The sequence below is a fragment of the Porphyromonas gulae DSM 15663 genome, from assembly GCF_000378065.1.
Lineage (GTDB): Bacteria > Bacteroidota > Bacteroidia > Bacteroidales > Porphyromonadaceae > Porphyromonas > Porphyromonas gulae.
This window is the reverse complement of record NZ_KB899175.1, coordinates 1-19,772: the sequence shown is the minus strand read 5'-3', so window position 1 is coordinate 19,772 and position 19,772 is coordinate 1. Positions and strand designations below refer to the sequence as shown.

The window sequence follows — 19,772 nt, the reverse complement described above, 5'->3', positions numbered from 1 at the left end:
ATTCATTGCTGCATCTTGCATAAAGGAATTTTCCTGTAAAATAGATATGTTGCAAGCCTGCAACAAAGAATTTCGATGGAATAATTCTCAAATATAAACTCACAACAATAAATCCCTGTGCATAAAATGACTGTTGCCGAACAGTAACAAGAAAATTTGACGCAAAAGTCGATAGATGCCTCTATTGATCTTTACTCCAATATACATGATTGACAAGAAAATGCCTCTATACACCCGTTATCATGACCGTACGATTACCATCAGATAGAGTAAAGGATGAAAAATGTATATTTTGTATTGGTTTTCTTTCCGTAACAAAAATATATACTATCTTTATCAGAGTAAACGATATTGTTATTCTCAAAAACTTTTTCAGATATGATCGAATCCATACAGATTACTGCCTTTCATAATGCCGAGCTTCTCAATTTTATGATTGATGAGGTCAAAGATGCCCGTACTCTTGGCAAAAATGAGATTATTCCTACTTTGGATGAGCTGGATAAGGTATTGGCTGTTTTCAAAAAAGGTATTGCCATGAACAAGGCAAGCGAATACTCAGCCAAAGTAGCTGCTCTCGATGCCGTTCGTGGCGAAGCATTTCGGAATTTTATGGGCTGCATACAGGGTGAGACCTATCGGCCTGAAGAAAGCCATCGCGAAGCGGCAAGGCGTCTGATTATTCTGCTCAAACCCTATCGCAACCTGAATAGAAAGAGCTATCGGAACGAAACCGAGCTGATGTACAAGCTGGTGGAGGTATTGCGAAGCGATAAATATGCTTCCGATGTGCAGACCGTAAAGGTAACGGCTTGGATTGATAAGATGGATGAGGCAAATAAGGCATTCGATCAGCTGTTCGACCTGAGAGACAATACGGAGGGCGAACGTCCCGTCATCAACAACCGGGAAGTGCGCCATAGGATAAAGCTGCACTACAGCCGACTTTTTGAAATCATAGGAGCCTTGCTTGTCCTGCATCCGGATAAGCCGTTAGAGGGATTTGTGGGTCGTCACAATGAGCGAGTGGCCAAGATGAAAACGCTCTTTGCTCTTCGTGCTTCCATCGGAACGAAGTCGATCCAAGCGAAGCGAGCCGTATTGCGCAGTCTTGCTTCCGATCTCGGTTGGCCATTACCTGCCGGGCAGCAGGACTATGAATTTTTTGCCGGCACGCGTATCCTCCATCCGGCCGAACGCCGCTGGTACTGCCTCGGCAAGAAGGATGATATGATCACGCTGGTTCCCTACAAAGCGAAGAAAAAACCGTCCTCTTCCTCTTCTTCGAATACTGCGATCGAGCTGCTCGACCTTCCGTCCCTCCCCCCGTCCCAGCCCGATGACGATACGACAGGAGGCAGCAGTGAGCAGGGCAGCGGAGGCGGCGGTCTGTAGTCGATCGAATCCGAAGCGCATTGTACGGATATGCAGTCGAGGAAGATCGGACTTCGTGCCCGATCGAAAGGGCTGATTTTCAACGGAAGTTGTATATATTTGGGCGTTTCGTTTCGGTACGACCCTTCGGCTCCCTGTTGCGACGGGAGGGCGATACAAAGAGCAATCCAATCAAACACATATATTATATGGAAAACAAACAGACAACGAGCAAGCTGCCCGAAAATGCATATCGGGAGCTAAAGCCGGGCGAAGAGTACAAGCCGGTGATGCCTGCCGGCAGTACGCCGCGCGAGATTACCTCCTATTCCGTCCTGCTGGGTTTGGTGATGACGGTTATCTTCTCCGCTGCGGCAGCCTATTTGGGGCTGAAAGTGGGACAGGTATTCGAAGCTGCCATCCCGATCGCTATTCTGGCCGTGGGTATCGGCACGATCACGGGACGCCGGAATATGCTGGGGCAGAATGTGATCATTCAGTCCATCGGAGCCTGTTCGGGCGTCATCGTTGCCGGTGCCATCTTTACGCTTCCTGCTCTCTACATTCTGGGTCTCGAAGCCAGTTTCCTGCAGATTTTCCTCTCCTCGTTCATCGGCGGCTGTCTCGGCATCCTGCTGTTGATCCCTTTCCGCAAATACTTCGTCAAGGACATGCACGGCAAGTATCCCTTCCCCGAAGCCACGGCTACGACGGAAGTGCTGGTCACGGGAGAGAACGCGGGCAAGCAGATGAAGCTACTGGTGGCCAGCGGGCTCGTGGGCGGTCTGTACGACTTCATCGTGGGCACCTTCGGCTGGTGGACGGAGAACGTTTCCACCCGGCTGGCCGGCTGGGGAGCCGTACTGGCCGAGAAGTACAAGCTGGTCTTTAAGGTCAATACCGGTGCTGCCGTCCTCGGTCTGGGCTATATCATCGGTCTGCCTTATGCCACGATCATCTGTGCCGGCTCGTTTCTCGTTTGGTTCGTTATCGTGCCCCTTATCGGCTACTTCGCCCCTGGTATGACTCAGGCCGTGGGCGACGGTGTGTCGCTGACTATCGGCCGGATGAGTCCGGAGGATATTTTTGCCGTCTATGCACGTCCTCTCGGTATCGGAGGTATCGCCATGGCGGGTATCATCGGGATCCTGCGCTCGTCGGGCATTATCGGTCAGGCCGTCAAGTTGGCCGGTAGGGAATTGACCGGCAAGCGAACGAGTGCCATCGAAGAGCCGCGCACGCAGCGCGATCTCTCGATGAAGTTCATCACGCTGGGCGTCATCGTCGCTTTGGTGGTGACGATGCTTTTCTTCCAGTTCAACGTGCTGTTCAACTGGGGGCATACGCTGGTATCCCTGCTGATCGTATTCGTCATTACCTTCCTCTTTACCACTGTGGCTGCCAATGCCATCGCCATCGTGGGTAGCAACCCCGTATCGGGCATGACTCTGATGACGCTGCTGCTGACCTCCGTGGTTCTCGTCGGAGTGGGCGTAAGCGGCAAGCCGGGCATGACGGCTGCGATGATTATCGGCGGTGTGGTGTGTACGGCCTTGTCCACGGCCGGCGGATTTATCACCGACCTGAAGATCGGCTACTGGCTCGGCACCACGCCGAAGAATCAGGAGAAGTGGAAGTTCCTCGGCGTTCTGGTGGCATCGGTCACCGTAGCCGGTGTGATGATGATCCTGAACAAAACTTATGGCTTTACCGGCGATCAGGCTCTCGTGGCTCCGCAAGCCAACGCCATGGCAGCCGTGATCAAGCCGCTGATGGAAGGCGGCGAAACGCCTTGGATTCTCTACGGCGTAGGGGCTATATTGGCTTTGATCCTGACGAGTATAGGCGTGCCGGCCCTGCCTTTCGCCCTGGGTATGTTCATCCCGCTGCAACTGAATACGCCTCTCCTCATCGGCGGACTCATCAGCTGGTTCGTCAGCACTCGCTCGAAGGATGCCTCTGTCAATAAATTCCGCAAGGAGCGCGGTACGCTCATCGCTTCCGGATTCATCGCCGGAGGAGCTTTGATGGGAGTGGTAAGTGCTATCCTCAAATACATGGAGTTCGATGCTTTTGCCGAAGAATGGCATGCCATGGCAGGTGCCGAATGGTTGGCCATCGGCATGTATGCGCTGATCATCCTCTATTTCATCGTCGATAGCGTCAGAGGCAAGAAACACGAAGCATAACAACGAAACAAAGAATATGAAACTGAAAGAAAGATTTCTCCAATATGTAGGCTTCGATACGCAGAGCGACGAATCCTCCACCTCTTTCCCCTCCACAGACAAGCAGTTGGTGCTGCTGCGTCATTTGGCAGAAGAGATGAAAGCCCTCGGCCTGTCCGAGGTCGAAATGGACGAGTACGGCTATGTCATGGGCAGCATCCCTGCCACTCCGGGCTGTGAGCATGCGCCCGTGATCGGATTCATTGCGCACGTGGATACGGCTCCCGACATGAGCGGCAAGGACGTGAAGCCACAAATCATCGAGAACTATCACGGCGGCGACATCCGTCTGAACGAGGAACTGACAATGCGTGTGGCGGATTTCCCCGAGTTGGCGTTCTTCAAAGGACATACACTGATCACTACGGACGGTACTACCCTGCTCGGTGCCGACGACAAAGCCGGTGTGGCCGAAATCATGACGGCTGCGGAGTATCTGCTTGCACACCCCGAAATCAAGCATGGCAAGATTCGCATCGGATTTACTCCCGACGAGGAAATCGGTCGGGGGGTGGATCACTTCAATGTCGAGCGGTTCGGTGCCAAGTTCGCCTACACGATGGACGGCAGTATAGAAGGAGAGCTGGAGTATGAGAACTTCAATGCTGCTTCGGCCAAACTGACCGTAAACGGCCGCAATATCCATCCCGGCTATGCCAAGGGCAAGATGATCAATTCGCTGCAAGTGGTGTGCGATCTGCATGCTCTTCTGCCCGAGGCCATGCGACCGGAGGCTACTGCCGGCTACGAAGGATTTTTCCACCTTATCGGCATCAACGGTTCGGTAGAGAAAGCGTCGGTGTCTTATATCATTCGCGATCATGATCGCAAACTCTTTGAAGAGAAAAAAGAGCTGATCAAGGCTGCCGTAGCCTACATCAACCGCAAATACGGCTCCGACATCGTATCGCTCGAACTCAAAGACCAGTATTACAATATGCGGGAGATGGTGGAGCCTCATCCTGAGATTATCGAAAAAGCCATCGCTGCCATGAAGCTTGCCGGTGTGACGGCCAAGGTACAGCCTATTCGTGGCGGTACGGACGGAGCCAGACTCTCTTATATGGGACTCCCGTGCCCGAATATATTTGCCGGTGGGATGAACTTCCACGGCAAGTTCGAATACTGCTCGCTCGATTCCATGCAACGGGCGGTGGACACGATTTGCCATTTGGCTGCTCTTTGGGCTGAATAGTCATCGCACAAAACAAATGACGATCTATTCTTTCCTTTCTTACGATCATTGATAGAGAATGGTTTGAAAGCTTGGAGGGAAAGCCTGCACAATGGTTTTTCCCTCCGGCGTTTCCTCCGTCCGATTCATTTGGTTATGAAACAAAACTTTTCCGAACGTTACGCTCGTCAAACGGCTCTTCTCGAAGTGGGAGCCGACGGACAGCAGCGATTAGGTAGCTCGCATGTCCTTGTCATAGGGGCCGGAGGCCTTGGTTGCCCGGTCCTGCAATATCTCTGTGCTGCAGGTGTGGGGCATATCAGCGTTGTCGATGATGATCGTGTCGGCATCAGCAATCTCCAGCGTCAAGTGCTCTATTCCGAAGCCGATTTGGAACAGCCTAAAGCCATTATGGCTGTAGCTCGTTTGCAGGCGATGAATAGCGATTGCCGATTGGAAGCCTTCACCGAAAGATTTACAGAGCTGAATGCCGAGATGTTGGCCGGCGAGTGCAACCTTATTATCGATGCTTCGGACAACGCCGCGACGCGCTACTTGATAGATCGTACTTCTCTTGCACTCGGAATCCCTTGGGTGTATGGCAGCATTGCCGGGTGGAGTGGACAATCCACTGTCTTCGGTTATGGCCATCCGGTGCGTTATTCGGATCTTTTTCCCTCTGGCGAAGCCGCTTCCGAGGAAGTACCTCCCGCCGTTATCGGAGCCTTGCCCGGTGCCGTTGGGGCTATGATGGCGGCCGAAGCCATCAAAATCCTCTTAGGACGGCCCACCGAAGAAACTCTCAGCGGCCGTCTCCTCCTCATGGATCTATTGCATGGCGAGTCGCACACCATCCGCTATTAGCAATCTGAGTAATCAGAATAATTCCGATCTCCCTCCAAAAAGCCATGTCCTTCAATCTGATCGTCGATCAAGGCAATTCTGCCTGTAAGGTTGCTTTCGTCCGAAATAACAGCATAGAGAGCATTTCCTTCCTGCAGGGAAAAGCCGGACAGGCACTCGTACCCCTCATCGCTCCCCACCGTTTCGATAAAGCTATCTACTCATCCGTGGGGTTTCCTGACGAAGATGCCGAAGCCATTGTGAGAGGCTGTGCAGCTGCTTCCTTAATTATGGGAGCTGAGACACCCGTACCCATTCGCCTGCAATACGATCGCCGCACTTTGGGTGCCGACCGGCTGGCTGCGGTGGTAGGAGCCTATAGTCTCTATCCGAATACTGAATTGCTGGTGATCGATGCCGGTACGGCTATCACCTATGAACGAGTATCTGCTGAAGGGATCTATCTCGGTGGCAATATATCGCCCGGTCTCCACTTGCGCTTCAAGGCTCTTCACCACTTTACAGGGAGGCTTCCCTTGATCGATCCTTCCGGGATCTCTCCGAAAATAGCCGAGTATGGCTCCTCGACCGAAGAAGCTATCGCGGCCGGAGTAATTCATGGACTGGCAGGGGAGATTGACAGATATATTGACGATCTGCACGCTAAAGAAGGGCAGTCTACCGTTATACTGACCGGAGGAGATGCCAACTATTTGGCACAGATTATAAAAAGCAGAATACTAATTCATCCCGATTTAGTACTTTTGGGCCTAAATAGAATTTTAGAATATAATGTATAAAGATTATAAGGGTTTGTATGCGTCGCTTCGGTGGTGTACCCTGATCATTGGGTTGCTATTTGCAGCAGACGGTATACAGGCTCAGAACAACAACTTTACCGAGTCGCCTTACACTCGTTTTGGTCTTGGTCGTCTCGGAGAACGGACGACTATTAGTGGACATTCCATGGGAGGACTCGGCGTAGGTCTGCGTCAGGGCACATATGTCAATGCCGTGAATCCTGCTTCATATTCGGCCGTGGATTCAATGACATTTATCTTCGATTTCGGTGCATCTACCGGAATTACATGGTATGCCGAGAACGGAAAAAAGGACAATAGGAAAATGGGAAACATTGAGTATTTCGCCATGCTTTTCCCTATTTCCAAATCCATTGCTATGAGTGCAGGAGTGCTTCCTTACTCTGCATCCGGGTACCAGTTCGGATCCGTTGATCAAGTAGAAGGAGGTAGCGTCCAGTACACCCGTAAATATCTGGGAACAGGCAATCTGAACGACCTCTATGTCGGTATAGGTGCAACTCCGTTCAAAAACTTCTCAATAGGAGCCAATGCTTCATTCCTTTTTGGACGATTCACTCACAGCAGGCAGGTTATCTTCTCCACGGAGGCTCCTTACAATCCCGTACATCTCTCGACACTGTATTTGAAGGCTGCCAAGTTCGACTTCGGTGTGCAGTATCATCTTCCTCTCAAAGCAGATCGTTCGCTCGTTATCGGTGCCGTCTATTCTCCACGGGTGAAGATGCATAGCGAGCTGACTCAGATTAAGAATCAGGTTCAGAACGGTGTAGTAGTGGAGAGCGAAACGCAAGAATATATCAAAGGCACGGACTACTATACCCTGCCTCACACATTGGGTATAGGTTTTTCTTATGAAAAGAAAGATAAACTTCTCTTAGGAGCAGACGTCCAATATAGTAAATGGAAAGGTGAGAAGTTTTATAAATCCGATTGCAAATTCCAAGATAGAATACGGGTATCTCTCGGCGGAGAGATCATACCGGATATAAATGCCGTTGGGATGTGGCCTAAAGTTCGCTATCGCTTCGGTGTACATGGTGAAAATTCTTACCTGAAAGTGCCGACTAAAGGCGGTGTGTATCAAGGATACCATATCGTAGGTGCTGTATTCGGTATAGGAATCCCGCTCAATGACAGACGTTCGTTCGTAAATGTCTCTCTTGAATATGACCGGTTGATCCCGAAGGAGGGTATGATCAAAGAAAATGCTCTGAAATTGACCTTCGGCCTCACGTTCAACGAGTCATGGTTTAAAAAGCTGAAACTGAACTAATAGAAGGAAAAATGTTGGACATTAAAAGAATAAAGAAGAAAATGAACGCAAGAAATTTGTTTGCAACGGCAGCATTGCTTTTTACCGCAAGCACTGCTTTTGCTCAAACCGGAGCCCAAACAAATACCCCATTCGGTAGTGGAGAAGACAGTATCCGCTGTCGCCAAAACATAAGTCTCTTTACCTCTTATGCGAAAACGGGTAATTACAAGGACGCTTACGATTTTTGGGAGAAAGCCTATGAGGAGTGCCCGGCTTCCACGAAGAATATCTATATCTACGGTGTGAAGATTAGCGAATGGCGCTTACAAAACGAACAGGATCCGGCCAAACGTCAGCAGATCATCGATAAAATTCTAAAGCTGTATGATGACCGCGCCAAATACTTCGGAGAGGATCCCAAGTATGGAACGGACTATATAATGGCCAGCAAGGTGTCGGACTACATGCAATACATGGGCGATAAAACGGATTATGACAAGGTTTATGAATGGATCAAGCCGACCATCGATCAGCATGGAGAGAATGCTACGCCTCGTGCTTTATTCTATTATGCCTACTCTTCTCTGAACAAAGCCATCAGAAATGAGGCATGGCATGAAACCTATATTAAGGATTATACGTTTGCATCCCAGGCTATGGAAAAGCAGTTGGAGGTAGTGGATGAGCAGGGCAAAGAATTTATTCAGCCGCTCAAGACCCAGATCGACGAACTCTTTGCTCAGAGTGGTCTTGCAGACTGTAATACTTTGGTGAAAATGTATGGTGATAAGCTGGAGGAGAACAAGACGGATACGACTTTCTTGAAGAATATGCTCGGTATGTTCCATGCTTCTGATTGTGAGACTCACCCACTTTATTTCCAAGCCAATAAATACCTCTTTGCCGTACAGCCCTCAGCTATAGCAGCTATGGGTCTTGCCAAAGAAGCAATGGAAGGAAATCGATATAATGAGGCCAGTGACTATCTCCAAAAGGCTATCGAACTGAGTAAGAATGCCAAAGACCGTGCAGCCTGCAACTATACGTTGGGTCTCTTGGCCATGAAGCAGGGTAGTTACTCTACGGCACGTTCGTATTGTAACAAAGCTCTTGCCGAAGATCCTGCGATGGGCGATGCTCTTATCCTGATTGCCCAGATGTATGCAGCAACGGCCAATACTGTCTTCCCCGGTGATGCCATCAAGGCACGCTGTGTATATTTCTTGGCAGTGGACAAGCTCCAGCGTGCCAAGAGTATCGATCCTTCTTGTGCTCCCAGAGCCAATCGTCTGATCAGTCAGTATAGCCGCAACTTCCCTTCACCGGCCGATGTGTTTATGCATCCGGATTTGGAAAAAGGTAAGAGCCTCTTTGTCGGAGGATGGATCGGCGAATCTACTGTCATTCGCTAATTCCATTCCGGTACGCAAATTCGTTTGCGCATGGACCCCGGCCAACGAATAACAACTATCAAGAACACAACACTGCTTCTGTTGGAAGCAGTCGTTGTGTTTTTCTGTTTCTTATCTTTCGCTGCTTGCCGGAGGGGTAAAACGGAAGTAGTCAAACATGATCTGAATCTGGATTCGGCCTATTCGATGCACACGACTGATGTCAATACGTTAATATCCGATTCCGGATTGGTACAGTTCAGGATGAAAACCAAAGATTGGTTCATATATGACAGGGGTGAAAAACCTCACTGGCTATTTCCCCATGGGATCTATGTAGAACGCTTCGACACCCTGAATCACATCTTAGCCACTATCGTGGCGGATACTGCCTATTATATGATCGATGATGATCGCTTTATTCTCATTGGTCATGCGCATATCCGCAATATGAATGATGAGAACTTCCATTCCCCCCGATTTATATGGGATAAGAAGAACGCCATCGTTTATTCCGATGATACGGTCTACATTCAAAGCCCCGACAAAATACTCCGAGGAACATCTTTCACCGCAACTCAAGATATGGGTGAGTACACCATATTCAATCATTCCGGTGACTACTATGTGAGTGAAGAGGAGGACAAATCTGCCGACACTATACCGATTCATAGAGGAGATCGGACGGCAAGGCCTACCACTTCTCCTTTCATGCCGAGACCATCGGCCTCTCCAACCACCAAAGAGCAAAAATGAATTACCTGTACATACTGATTACACTTTTACTCTCCGGCTTTTTTTCCGGTGCTGAGATTGCGTTCCTTTCTTCGGACAAACTGCGTCTTGAGTTGGACAGGAATAAAGGCGATCTCACGGGCAGAGCATTGAACTTGCTGTATCGACATCCTGACCAACTGGTGACCACCCTTCTTGTAGGTAATAATATCGTTTTGGTGGTCTATGGTCTGCTGATGGCAGGATTGCTGGCTGCACCTTTGACACAATGGATTGATAACGATGCTATGATCGTCATTCTCCAATCTGTCTTATCCACTATCGTCATACTGTTTACCGGGGAATTTCTACCCAAAGCCATTTTCAAGACCAATGCCAATATGATGATGAGGGTATTTGCTCTCCCTATCGTGGCCATCTATTATCTGCTTTATCCTCTGTCTAAACTCTTCACCGGTTTATCTCGCTCTTTTATTCGTCTGGTAGACAAGAATTATGTGCCTACAACAGTAGGGTTGGGGCGTGTAGACCTCGATCATTATTTGGCTGAAAACATGTCCGGAGAAAACGAACAGAACGACTTGACTACCGAAGTGAAAATCATCCAGAATGCTTTGGATTTTTCCGGTATTCAGGTACGTGACTGCATGATTCCGCGCAACGAAATGATCGCATGTGAACTTCAAACGGACATCGAGGTACTCAAAAAAACTTTTATTGATACAGGTCTCTCCAAGATCATCATTTACAGGCAGAATATCGACGACGTAGTGGGATATATTCATTCGAGCGAAATGTTTCGTGGGCAGGACTGGCAGAAGCGTATCAATACTACTGTCTTCGTACCCGAAAGTATGTATGCCAATAAACTGATGCGCCTACTCATGCAGCGCAAGAAGAGCATTGCGATCGTCATCGACGAACTGGGAGGCACGGCCGGGATGGTCACTTTGGAGGATCTGGTAGAAGAGATTTTCGGTGACATAGAGGACGAACATGACACGCGCAAGATCATAGCCAAACAGCTCGCTCCCCATACCTATCTGTTTAGCGGTCGTATGGAAATAGATGATGTAAACGAGCGTTTTGGCTTGTCCCTGCCTGAGTCTGACGACTACCTTACCGTGGCCGGATTTATTCTGAATACCCATCAGAGCATCCCGATGACCAACGAAGTCGTGGAGATCGGCTCTTATACTTTTACTATTCTTAGATCCTCTTCTACGAAGATCGAACTGGTAAAAATGTCCATCGACGACCAATCGAACTAAAAAACAATCAATTGAAAGGCTTGGCATTTTGAAGTCGGTTTGTATCTTTGTGGCTTAATAAACACATTCTTAATAGTGCATAATAAATAGAAAACATAATAACAAAATGGCGACATTAGAGAAAATTAGGGGTAAAGCCGGTTTACTCATCGTAGTGGTGGGTCTGGCTCTTTTTGCCTTTATTATCGGAGACTTTCTCCGATCCGGATCTACTTTCTTCCGTCAGAGTCAAGAAGTAGTCTTGGACATTAACGGAGAGAAAATCAAAATCTACGATTATCAACAGCGTCTCAAAGTGATGGAGAAACGCGCCGAACGCAACGGAACAAAGATCACCGACGAACAGCGTGCTTCTCTGAACAATCAGCTGGCACAGCAGTATGTACAAGATTATGTACTCCAGCAGCAAGCTGAGAAGTTGGGACTTACGGTAAGCCCTGAGGAGTTATTGGCTTTGATTATCGGCGATGGTGTTCAGCCCTCGATGTTCGCCCAACAGTTTTTCTCTCAATTTGGCATCAATAGTTCAGACAAGGCTGCTGTGAACGATTTTCTCAATCAAATCAGCGAAAAACAGATTAAAACTCTCCCTGCCGACCAGCAAGGTTATTTGTACGAAATCCAAAGCGAGTGGCAGAACGTGGAAAAGCAAATCGCAGATACGCGTATGCAGGAAAAGTTGGGAGCCCTGCTAACCCGATCTTATGCCATTAATGATATTGACGCCAAATACGAAGCGGGAGTCCCCAGTCGCGAAATAGCCGTAGCACAAGCTCCTATATCGGTGCTTGGCGATACTTCTATTCGTGCAACAGACGAGGAGATCAAAAAATACTATAACGAGCACAAAGAGTTCTTCGTGCAGAAATATCCCTCTACCATCGTCCAATATATTAGTTCTCAAGTAGTACCGAGTGCTCAGGACATGGCTAATGCAGAAGTGGAGATGCAGAAGGTACGCACCGAGATGCAACAGCAAAGCGATATGGAAGCTCTTGCCCGCAACTATTCGGATAAGTTCGTATCTCCCTCTTTCCTGACTGCTGCAGAACTCGATCGTATGAACCTTGGTGCAAACATCACCGAATTTATCAAGACCACGACACCGGGTGAGGTTAATGTGCCGATGTTGGAGAATAACCATTATTCTTTGGTAAAATTAGTGGCTAAAAAGTCCGGCTTCGAGTCGCTCAATATGGCTGTCATAGCATTGGACTCTGCCAATCTGTCTAAGGCCGATAGCCTTTGCGATGCTCTCAATGCAGGCGGTGACTTCGCTGCTGCGGCTCGTACATTCAGTGCAGATCCCAGCTCTCGCGAAGTAGGGGGTGTATTGACATTCCCCAATCAGTTCACCCAAATGCCGGATAGTACTATTACAGAAGCTATGGCTCAGCAGCTACGCCTCGATACTCTTTTCAGCGTTCCGGTAAATAGAGTGATCAAAATGAATCAGGACAAGTTCGTTTTCCTGGCCAAAGCATTCAATCCCAAGCCGGCTGTAGAAAAATACAGAATTGCCTATATCGGAGTAGATGCCAACTTCTCTGATGAGACATACAACAAAAAGTTTGCAGAGCTGAACGAGATGTTGAACTCCGGCAATCCTTTCTCCAAACTCGCGGAACAGGCACGCAGCAAGGGCTTGAGTATAGAGGAAAATGCCGAAGTGACGGTATTCTCGGATCACGTAGGCAATATCCCCTCCTCTCGTGAGATCGTTAGCTGGGCTCTCAAAGCAGAGAAGGATGAGGTAAACGAAAAGATCTTCCGTTGCGGTACCGATTATTTGGTGATTGCTGCCGTAAAAGAGCAGATCCCCTCCGGCTATCGTCCTATGGACAAGATCAAAGAGCAAATTGCTAATCAGCTGCGTGTCGAAAAGCAAGGCGAGAAACTGGTGGCTGATCTGAAAGCCAAGAAACTGGACAATCTCGAAGCCTATGCTTCTGCGATGAACACAAAAATCGACACGCTTGCGGGAATCAGCTACTCTCCGCGTGGAGGTGAAGCAGCCGAATTGGCCGGATATTCCATGTCTACGCCGCTGACTAAGCTGTCCGAACCTTTTGCTGCTCGCAACTACGTGATGGTAGTAAAGCCTTTGACGCAAAATGAAAAAGCTGCCGGTCAGAGTGTAGAAGCTCAGGTAGCTCAAAAACGTCGTGCCCTCGGTCAGCAGACAGCGTACCGTGCATTCCGCAAAATGCTTGACCAGGTGCCTGTCACAGACAACCGTGCCCGTTTCTACTAAGCCATACATAGGGATGTAATACCTTATTGTATTTCTTACTGTTTGTAGCCCTGTTCCCTTTTGGGAGCAGGGCTTTTTATTTTACATGAGAAGGAATAATACTTTGTAGTCCGCATAAGAATTGATCTGGCCGGAGCCCTTTTATTTTACGAGAGTAGGGATAATACGGTCAGAAATCTGCCTTGTACTACAGTAGGAGAACCTTCCCTTTTTCATAAAGAGGGAGGAGAATAGTCTAAGGCAAAATGGCCCTTTGACGAAAAGAATTCACCCTCTCGCATTCCGGATCTCCATCATCTGAACAAGCAATGAAAGGACTCTGTCGCTCCAAATTCACACGGATTAGTGTCTGTCTTTAGGCTTCGCCATGCCATAGCATAAGGGATTTATATACCTTTGGAAATAATAAAATTGGATCACTCGCTATGGAACTTTGGCAATCGATACCGAAAGAGTTTATCAACTTCATGCTCGTCATACTTTTCTCCTTCAGTATGGGGATGGAGCAGCACAAGCAAAGTAAGGCCAATACGGAGAAGAGGATTTTCGGAACAGACCGCACTTTCACCTTTTTCGGCCTATTGGGCTATATCCTCCTGCTCCCATCGAAAGAGGAGATGTGGCCGTTTCTCATAGGTTTTATCGTCATTGCCTGTTTCATGATGATCTTCTATGTGATGTGAATCCGCGAAGAGGGACAGTATGGACTGACGACTGTGATGCTGGGACTTTTGGTCTATACCTTCCCCCTTGTCATAGAGCGTTGTCCTCTTTGGATAGCTCTTCTTGTTTTCGTCGTGGTTTTGATCTTCGCCGAGATCAAAAAGCCCCTCCAGAACTTCAGTGCACAGGTAGGGGAGAATGAGTTTATCACACTGGCCAAGTTCATTATCATTGCCTTTATTGTCTTACCCATGCTGCCGGATCAGGAGATTTCGGCTTTGCTTCCCGTCTCTCCTTATCGAATCTGGCTGGCCGTTGTTGTGGTTTCTGCGGTATCGTACTTCAGTTACCTGCTTCGCCGGTATATGTTTCCCAAGGCCGGTCTGATCCTTTCGGGAGTGCTCGGAGGCCTTTACAGCAGTATGGTCACAACAGTCATTTTGGCCAAGCAAAGCAAGGAGGGCAAGCACAGCCCTCGCATGTATGCCGGATCCATCATTATCGCTTCCGCCATGATGTATTTCCGCGTATATATCCTGCTCTTTATCTTCAATCAAAGCCTTGCCCTCAGCTCATGGCATTATTTCTTGCTCCTCTTCCTTGTCTCAGCTGCTGTGGGTTATCTTCTTTATAAAAAAGGGGAAAAGGCCAAAACCCTCGACACGCTCGATGCTGCCAACGATAATCCGTTGGAGTTTAAGGTCGCTTTGGTTTTTGCCATCCTTTATTTGGTTTTCTCGGCACTAACGCAATTCATGATCACGCAGTTCGGATCGGCCGGATTGACTACACTCTCCTTTATCGTTGGGTTCACGGATATTACCCCCTTCCTGCTGAACCTCTTCCAGGGGCATTATGAGATTACGTCCACAATGATACTGATCGCCACCATGCAGGTCATGACCAGCAACAATATCCTGAAGGCTGCATACACGAAAGTGTGGAGTACGCCGGAGACCACCAAATGGACGTGGAGAGGGTTTGGCCTTATTATAGCATTGAATCTGGTCGTCATCCTCCTGCTCTATATGCTGTGATGCATCGGCCTCCTAAAACCCCGGTTTGCCCAAGCTAAAAACATGCCCCGATCAAACTATATAGTTTGGTCAAACTAAACTATATAGTTTGGTTCAACCGAACTATATACTTTGGTCGAACCAAACTATATACTTTGACAAAGCCAAACTATATACTTTGGTTTAGCCCCCTTTAGACCCTTGCTATCGGCAGCATCTACATCCCTGAAACAGAGGCTATAAGACCTCAGTCCGAAAAATAATCAAACAATCCGGGCGTTTTCGATGTTTTAATCTTAAATTTACAGAGCGTTGCCTGTGATACCGAAATGGGCAACCTCGATATATGAAAGTGGAAAACAAAGAGATAAACGAATGGGTAGAGCTTTACTCCAAGCCTTTGCTAAATCAAGCTCTGTCGATGGTGGCAGATAAGGATGATGCGATGGATTTGGTGCAAGAGGTTTTTGTATCTGCCTCTTCTGCTTATCATACATTTGAGCGTAAGAGCGCACCGCTAACCTGGCTACAACATATCCTGAAAAACAAAATAGCGGATTTCTACCGCGATAGATATCGCAAGCCTCAGACGGTCAGTATGTCGGACTTCTTCGATCAGTCAGGTTCATGGACGGACCATTCTGTCCTCAGTGAGTGGTCTCTTGTCTCCGAAGATTTGGATGCACAGAGGGCATTGATCGATGCGTTGGAAAAATGTATCGAGCACCTTCCTGCCCAGTGGCAGATTACAGTAAAGCGTTATTATATCAATGAGAAAAAAGCCAATGAAGTCTGCCGTGAGTTGGATATAGCTACAACGAATTTGTGGAAGATTCTTCAACGCAGCCGTATGCAGCTAAGAAAATGCATTGAATTAAACTGGTTCGACCAATTATGAAAGCATTATTCAGCAAACTGATCCATATTCTCATCATGCCGTGCAGCCACGTTCCGGCATTGATTGAGCAGCAAAATGCCGGCAAGCTCTCTTTTGTCAAGAGAGTGCGTCTGCATGCCCACTTGTCTATATGTAAATTTTGTGCCGCTTATGCCAAAAAAGTAGAGCAAATAGACCGTTTGCTTACTAAGAAATATGCAGGGGGAGAGAAAAAAGAACAATTTGAAGATTCTGAAATACAGTCATTTAAGGATAGTATTAAGAAAAAGATAACCCCGTAGTCCGCTTCCTCTTGTCAGGATTGCGAGATATTGCCGACTATAAGTGCAGAAGACCTTTTTAGGGCTTCCGATTATAGTAAGCAATCTCAAAGCGATTGGAAAAAGAACTGACAAGATGAAGACAAAAAAGCAATTACTCTCAGACAGCGGAGTATTTCGACTCGGGTACTATATCGCCCTTTTCGGTACCGCCCTGATTCTTTTGTGGATCGGCATATTCAAATTTACTCCCACAGAGGCGGCTGCCATTAAGCCTCTGATAGAGCATCACCCATTCTCTTTTTGGGTATATGATCTGCTCAGTGTACAAGCCGTTTCCAATTTAGTCGGTCTGACAGAGATAGCGGTAGCCCTCTTGCTACTTCTATCGCTCAAATTTCATTCTCTAAGACGGTATGCCGGATTGGGGATAATGGCCATATTCCTCATTACGCTCAGCTTTCTGATTTTTACTCCCGGCATGTGGAGGATAAGAGATGGTGTGATCATAACGGATTATTTCATCCTCAAGGATATAGCATATCTCGGCTTTGGTGCAATGCTATTCGGAAGTCCAAAAGAATAATGATAAAAATAGAAATAAGATGAAAAAGGCAAGTGTTTTGATTCTCTTGCTTGGGACTCTGTCTCTTCTGATCGCGAGCACCCAAGCTATGCAGACGAAAGAAAATGTATCGGAAAAAGTGAAAGAGGTGAACATGAAGAAAGAGATCTATTTGGCCGGAGGATGCTTCTGGGGTACAGAGCATTTCCTCAAACAAATCCGAGGGGTGATAAAGACCGAAGTCGGCTATGCTAACGGCAAAGGTCAGCATCCCGACTATCGAACCGTATCCACAGACAAGACCGGATTTGTAGAGACGGTGAGGGTGGAATATGCCCCGGATCAGATAAGCCTGGAGAAGCTGCTGGAGCTGTTTTATACAACCATCGATCCTACCAGTATCAACAAGCAGGGAAATGATGTAGGCTCACAGTACCGTACCGGTATTTATTATACAGACAAGGCCGACGAACCTCTCGTGAAAGCATCGATGGCACGCCTTGCATCGCACTATGCCCGTCCGCTTGCCGTGGAGTACAAGATGCTGGAAAACTATTACACGGCCGAGGAATATCATCAGGATTATTTGGACAAGCATCCCGGCGGATACTGCCATATCCCACAGGAATTGTTCAGGATGGCCCAAGAGGCCAACCCTGCTCCTTCGGCACAGAAAGCGAAATACACGCGCGTGGACGATGCCTCTTTGAAGAAAAAACTCTCATCCTTGCAGTATGAGGTCACACGCAATAATGCCACTGAGGCACCTTTCAAAAATGAGTATTGGAACGAATTCAGGGATGGAATCTATGTGGATATCACCACCGGCGAACCGCTCTTTGTCTCCACGGATAAGTTCGAATCAGGCTGTGGATGGCCCAGTTTCTCGAAACCGATAGACCACTCTCTTCTAATGGAGAAAACGGATCGTTCGCATGGAATGACCCGTACCGAAATACGTAGCAAAACGGGCGATGCCCATTTGGGGCATGTCTTCAACGACGGTCCGGCCGATAAGGGAGGTATGAGGTATTGTATCAACAGTGCGGCCTTGCGTTTTATCCCCAAAGAAAAAATGAAAGAAGAAGGATATGGAGAGTATATCCTCTTGCTAAATAAGTGATTACGATTCAAGTCTAACAACAAGTTTCAAAAACATGAAAAAGAATCTTTTCAAAGCCGGATTTCCGGCAATCGCCTTGGTGAGTATGACACTCTTGGCCTCCTGTAGCAAAAATGAATACATGAAGCCTCCGATCGGTAATGCCGTACGTACTTTCACGGTCGAAAATATCGTTACGCCGAAGTTGTTTGTCGAGAGCGGTTCGTTCAAAGGAGTCGGAAGTCAGGACATAAATCTTCCTATCATTTTGCCCGGGCAGAGCGTTGATTTCAAATTCAAGGCCGGCAAAGGACAAGCATTGATGTTTGTCACGATGTATGGAAAATCCAAAGACTGGTTTTTTGCATCCGAACAGCCCGGTATCAAACTCTTTGATATGCATGGAAAAGCTATCACGGGAGATGTCTCTTCGCAGGTAAAGCTATGGGACAACGGAACCAAAAACGACCAAACAGGGGAGAACGAATCCAAGCCGATTGCCGAAGTTCCGGGTGTAAATCCGTCCCAACTGATGCGGGTAACATTGGCGTATGAGGAGCCTACTTCAGAATTTACTCTTACCATTATGAATACTTCTGCCGGTACGGGACACGAAACGCCTTTCTCCCCCGGGGTATGGGCTGTCTCTACATTCGACGGCAATAAGCTCCTTGTGGAAAAACCATTCTTTTTGCCCGGAGAGATTTCCAACCAAGAGATTACGGATATAGCCCAAATGGGAAATATAGATAAGTTGAAAGCAAAGGTGGAGGCCAATACAGGGATCATTACAGGAATATCCCCCGTACTCCTTGTCGTGTACAGAGGAGAAAAGAATCCGATCTATGAAGTCGGCAAAAAAGATCCGGGCATGGGCTTGAAAGATTTGGCACAGATGGGTAATACAACTAAGCTGAAAGAAAGCCTGAAAGCCATAAAAGGAGTGAAAGGTGTATATGTAGCCGGAAATGCACCCATCGGACCGGGACAAAAAGCTATGGTTCAATACAAATTAGAAGAGGGTGATATGTTAGCTTATGCCACCATGTTCGGATTCTCGAATGACTGGTTCTACGCTAACGAGCAAGTAATATCAGCTCTTTCGACAGGCAATATCACGAAAAATACCGGTCTCTTCGACTCCGGAACAGGTGTAGACCAATTCCCCGGAGCCGGCAACCGGCAAGCTCTCTTCGGAGGAGTGCCCGAGATGGAAAGCAATCCTATCAGCAAAGTAGGGAATACATTCCCCGTTCCTTCGGTTGATCAGGTACTGAGAGTTACGCTCCGATAAGTAGTATTCTCTATCAAGAACAACAAGCGGATCAGACCGGAAGAATCGAGCCTGATCCGCTTGTCTGTTCTCTTTTATCAGTAATTCGAAAGCAATTTTATCCCTATAAGCGTCAGTTCGATCTAAGTGCAAATAAGGTAGTTGGGCTTAGATCGAACTGACATTAAATTACGAGTATAGTCCACTCAGGTGCAGAGAAAACCTGTCGAAAGCCGGCTTTAGAGAGTTATTCATTACTCTGCAAGCAACACTTCGGAGAGAGGGTTCGATCGGTAGGGGCCGGTTCTGCCGACTACATAGAGCCGGGACAACTTAATGCCCCGCAATCGGCGTTTTCGACCTAAGACAACCAATACCTGAGACACCGGGACAACCGGCTCAATACAGAGCCTGAACCCGTACTCGGAAGTCCGAGAAAGTACACATCACTACTCCCTCCCCCGTACGATGGTTTAGGCTCCAAAAAATGCCGGCTTTACAGCCATGAAAGCGTGGCGCGTAATTTTTTTCGTTTTGGCTCGGGAGGTAAAATTTTTACGCGCCAAAGCGAAAAAATTCTCGCGCCGTTTTCTCAGGATTTACAGACCGCAATCCGAGCATTTTCGGTTCGTAATTTATCGAAGTG

General features: G+C 47.8%; 19 protein-coding genes. 18 read left to right on the top strand and 1 reads right to left on the bottom strand.

What is annotated here, in order from left to right; translation table 11 throughout:
- Positions 1–378 precede the first annotated feature (378 nt).
- From F452_RS0108740 to F452_RS0108665, 17 genes are all read left to right on the top strand, one after another.
- Positions 379–1,395 carry a DUF6261 family protein gene (locus F452_RS0108740; RefSeq protein ID WP_018965829.1) on the top strand — a complete coding sequence of 339 codons (1,017 nt, stop codon included), beginning with the start codon at positions 379–381 and terminating at the stop codon, positions 1,393–1,395.
- 188 nt (positions 1,396–1,583) lie between these two features.
- A complete protein-coding gene (locus F452_RS0108735; protein ID WP_026292331.1) occupies positions 1,584–3,563 on the top strand; it encodes an OPT family oligopeptide transporter in 1,980 nt (659 codons plus the stop codon).
- A 16-nt stretch (positions 3,564–3,579) separates the two neighbouring features.
- Positions 3,580–4,797, top strand: coding sequence for a peptidase T (gene pepT / locus F452_RS0108730; protein WP_018965827.1), 1,218 nt, complete (start codon positions 3,580–3,582; stop codon positions 4,795–4,797).
- A 135-nt stretch (positions 4,798–4,932) separates the two neighbouring features.
- Entirely contained in the window at positions 4,933–5,640 is a 708-nt protein-coding gene (locus F452_RS0108725) for a HesA/MoeB/ThiF family protein (RefSeq protein ID WP_026292330.1), read from the top strand.
- 44 nt (positions 5,641–5,684) lie between these two features.
- The gene (locus tag F452_RS0108720; protein ID WP_018965825.1) at positions 5,685–6,419 is read left to right on the top strand and encodes a type III pantothenate kinase; all 735 of its coding nucleotides are present in this window, start codon (positions 5,685–5,687) and stop codon (positions 6,417–6,419) included.
- Positions 6,412–7,716: a hypothetical protein gene (locus F452_RS0108715; protein WP_018965824.1), complete on the top strand. Its 1,305-nt coding sequence runs from the start codon at positions 6,412–6,414 to the stop codon at positions 7,714–7,716. The genes F452_RS0108720 and F452_RS0108715 overlap by 8 nt, the downstream gene beginning before the upstream one ends.
- A 41-nt stretch (positions 7,717–7,757) precedes the next feature.
- Positions 7,758–9,110, top strand: a complete 1,353-nt coding sequence (locus F452_RS0108710; protein WP_026292329.1) for a tetratricopeptide repeat protein — start codon at positions 7,758–7,760, stop codon at positions 9,108–9,110.
- A gap of 81 nt (positions 9,111–9,191) precedes the next feature.
- The gene (lptC, locus tag F452_RS0108705; protein WP_230623969.1) at positions 9,192–9,845 is read left to right on the top strand and encodes an LPS export ABC transporter periplasmic protein LptC; all 654 of its coding nucleotides are present in this window, start codon (positions 9,192–9,194) and stop codon (positions 9,843–9,845) included.
- Complete coding sequence (locus tag F452_RS0108700; RefSeq protein WP_018965821.1) at positions 9,842–11,095, top strand: hemolysin family protein; 1,254 nt, start codon at positions 9,842–9,844, stop codon at positions 11,093–11,095. The genes lptC and F452_RS0108700 overlap by 4 nt, the downstream gene beginning before the upstream one ends.
- Before the next feature lie 106 nt (positions 11,096–11,201).
- The gene (locus tag F452_RS0108695; protein ID WP_018965820.1) at positions 11,202–13,349 is read left to right on the top strand and encodes a peptidylprolyl isomerase; all 2,148 of its coding nucleotides are present in this window, start codon (positions 11,202–11,204) and stop codon (positions 13,347–13,349) included.
- A 425-nt stretch (positions 13,350–13,774) separates the two neighbouring features.
- Entirely contained in the window at positions 13,775–14,032 is a 258-nt protein-coding gene (locus tag F452_RS12910; RefSeq protein ID WP_018965819.1) for a hypothetical protein, read from the top strand.
- Positions 14,033–14,068: 36 nt separating this feature from the next.
- Positions 14,069–15,049, top strand: coding sequence for an MgtC/SapB family protein (locus tag F452_RS10890; protein WP_018965818.1), 981 nt, complete (start codon positions 14,069–14,071; stop codon positions 15,047–15,049).
- A 325-nt stretch (positions 15,050–15,374) separates the two neighbouring features.
- On the top strand, positions 15,375–15,926 hold the full coding sequence (locus F452_RS0108685; RefSeq protein WP_018965817.1) for a sigma-70 family RNA polymerase sigma factor: 552 nt from the start codon (positions 15,375–15,377) through the stop codon (positions 15,924–15,926).
- The gene (locus tag F452_RS0108680; protein ID WP_018965816.1) at positions 15,923–16,207 is read left to right on the top strand and encodes a hypothetical protein; all 285 of its coding nucleotides are present in this window, start codon (positions 15,923–15,925) and stop codon (positions 16,205–16,207) included. Before F452_RS0108685 ends, F452_RS0108680 begins: the two co-directional genes overlap by 4 nt.
- A 115-nt stretch (positions 16,208–16,322) precedes the next feature.
- Positions 16,323–16,772: a DUF417 family protein gene (locus tag F452_RS0108675; protein WP_026292328.1), complete on the top strand. Its 450-nt coding sequence runs from the start codon at positions 16,323–16,325 to the stop codon at positions 16,770–16,772.
- 19 nt (positions 16,773–16,791) lie between these two features.
- On the top strand, positions 16,792–17,874 hold the full coding sequence (gene msrB / locus F452_RS0108670; RefSeq protein WP_026292327.1) for a peptide-methionine (R)-S-oxide reductase MsrB: 1,083 nt from the start codon (positions 16,792–16,794) through the stop codon (positions 17,872–17,874).
- Between the two features lie 34 nt (positions 17,875–17,908).
- Positions 17,909–19,147, top strand: coding sequence for a spondin domain-containing protein (locus tag F452_RS0108665; protein WP_018965813.1), 1,239 nt, complete (start codon positions 17,909–17,911; stop codon positions 19,145–19,147).
- A 452-nt stretch (positions 19,148–19,599) separates the two neighbouring features.
- Here the strand turns inward: F452_RS0108665 and F452_RS13430 are convergent, their stop codons facing one another.
- Positions 19,600–19,692: a DUF1661 domain-containing protein gene (locus F452_RS13430; RefSeq protein WP_394358164.1), complete on the bottom strand. Its 93-nt coding sequence runs from the start codon at positions 19,690–19,692 to the stop codon at positions 19,600–19,602.
- On the opposite strand from F452_RS13430, the gene F452_RS11640 reads away from it, so the two are divergent.
- Positions 19,661–19,772: DUF1661 domain-containing protein (locus F452_RS11640; protein ID WP_394358165.1), on the top strand; the 112-nt coding region annotated here is incomplete at its 3' end. The two genes, F452_RS13430 and F452_RS11640, sit on opposite strands and share 32 nt — an antisense overlap.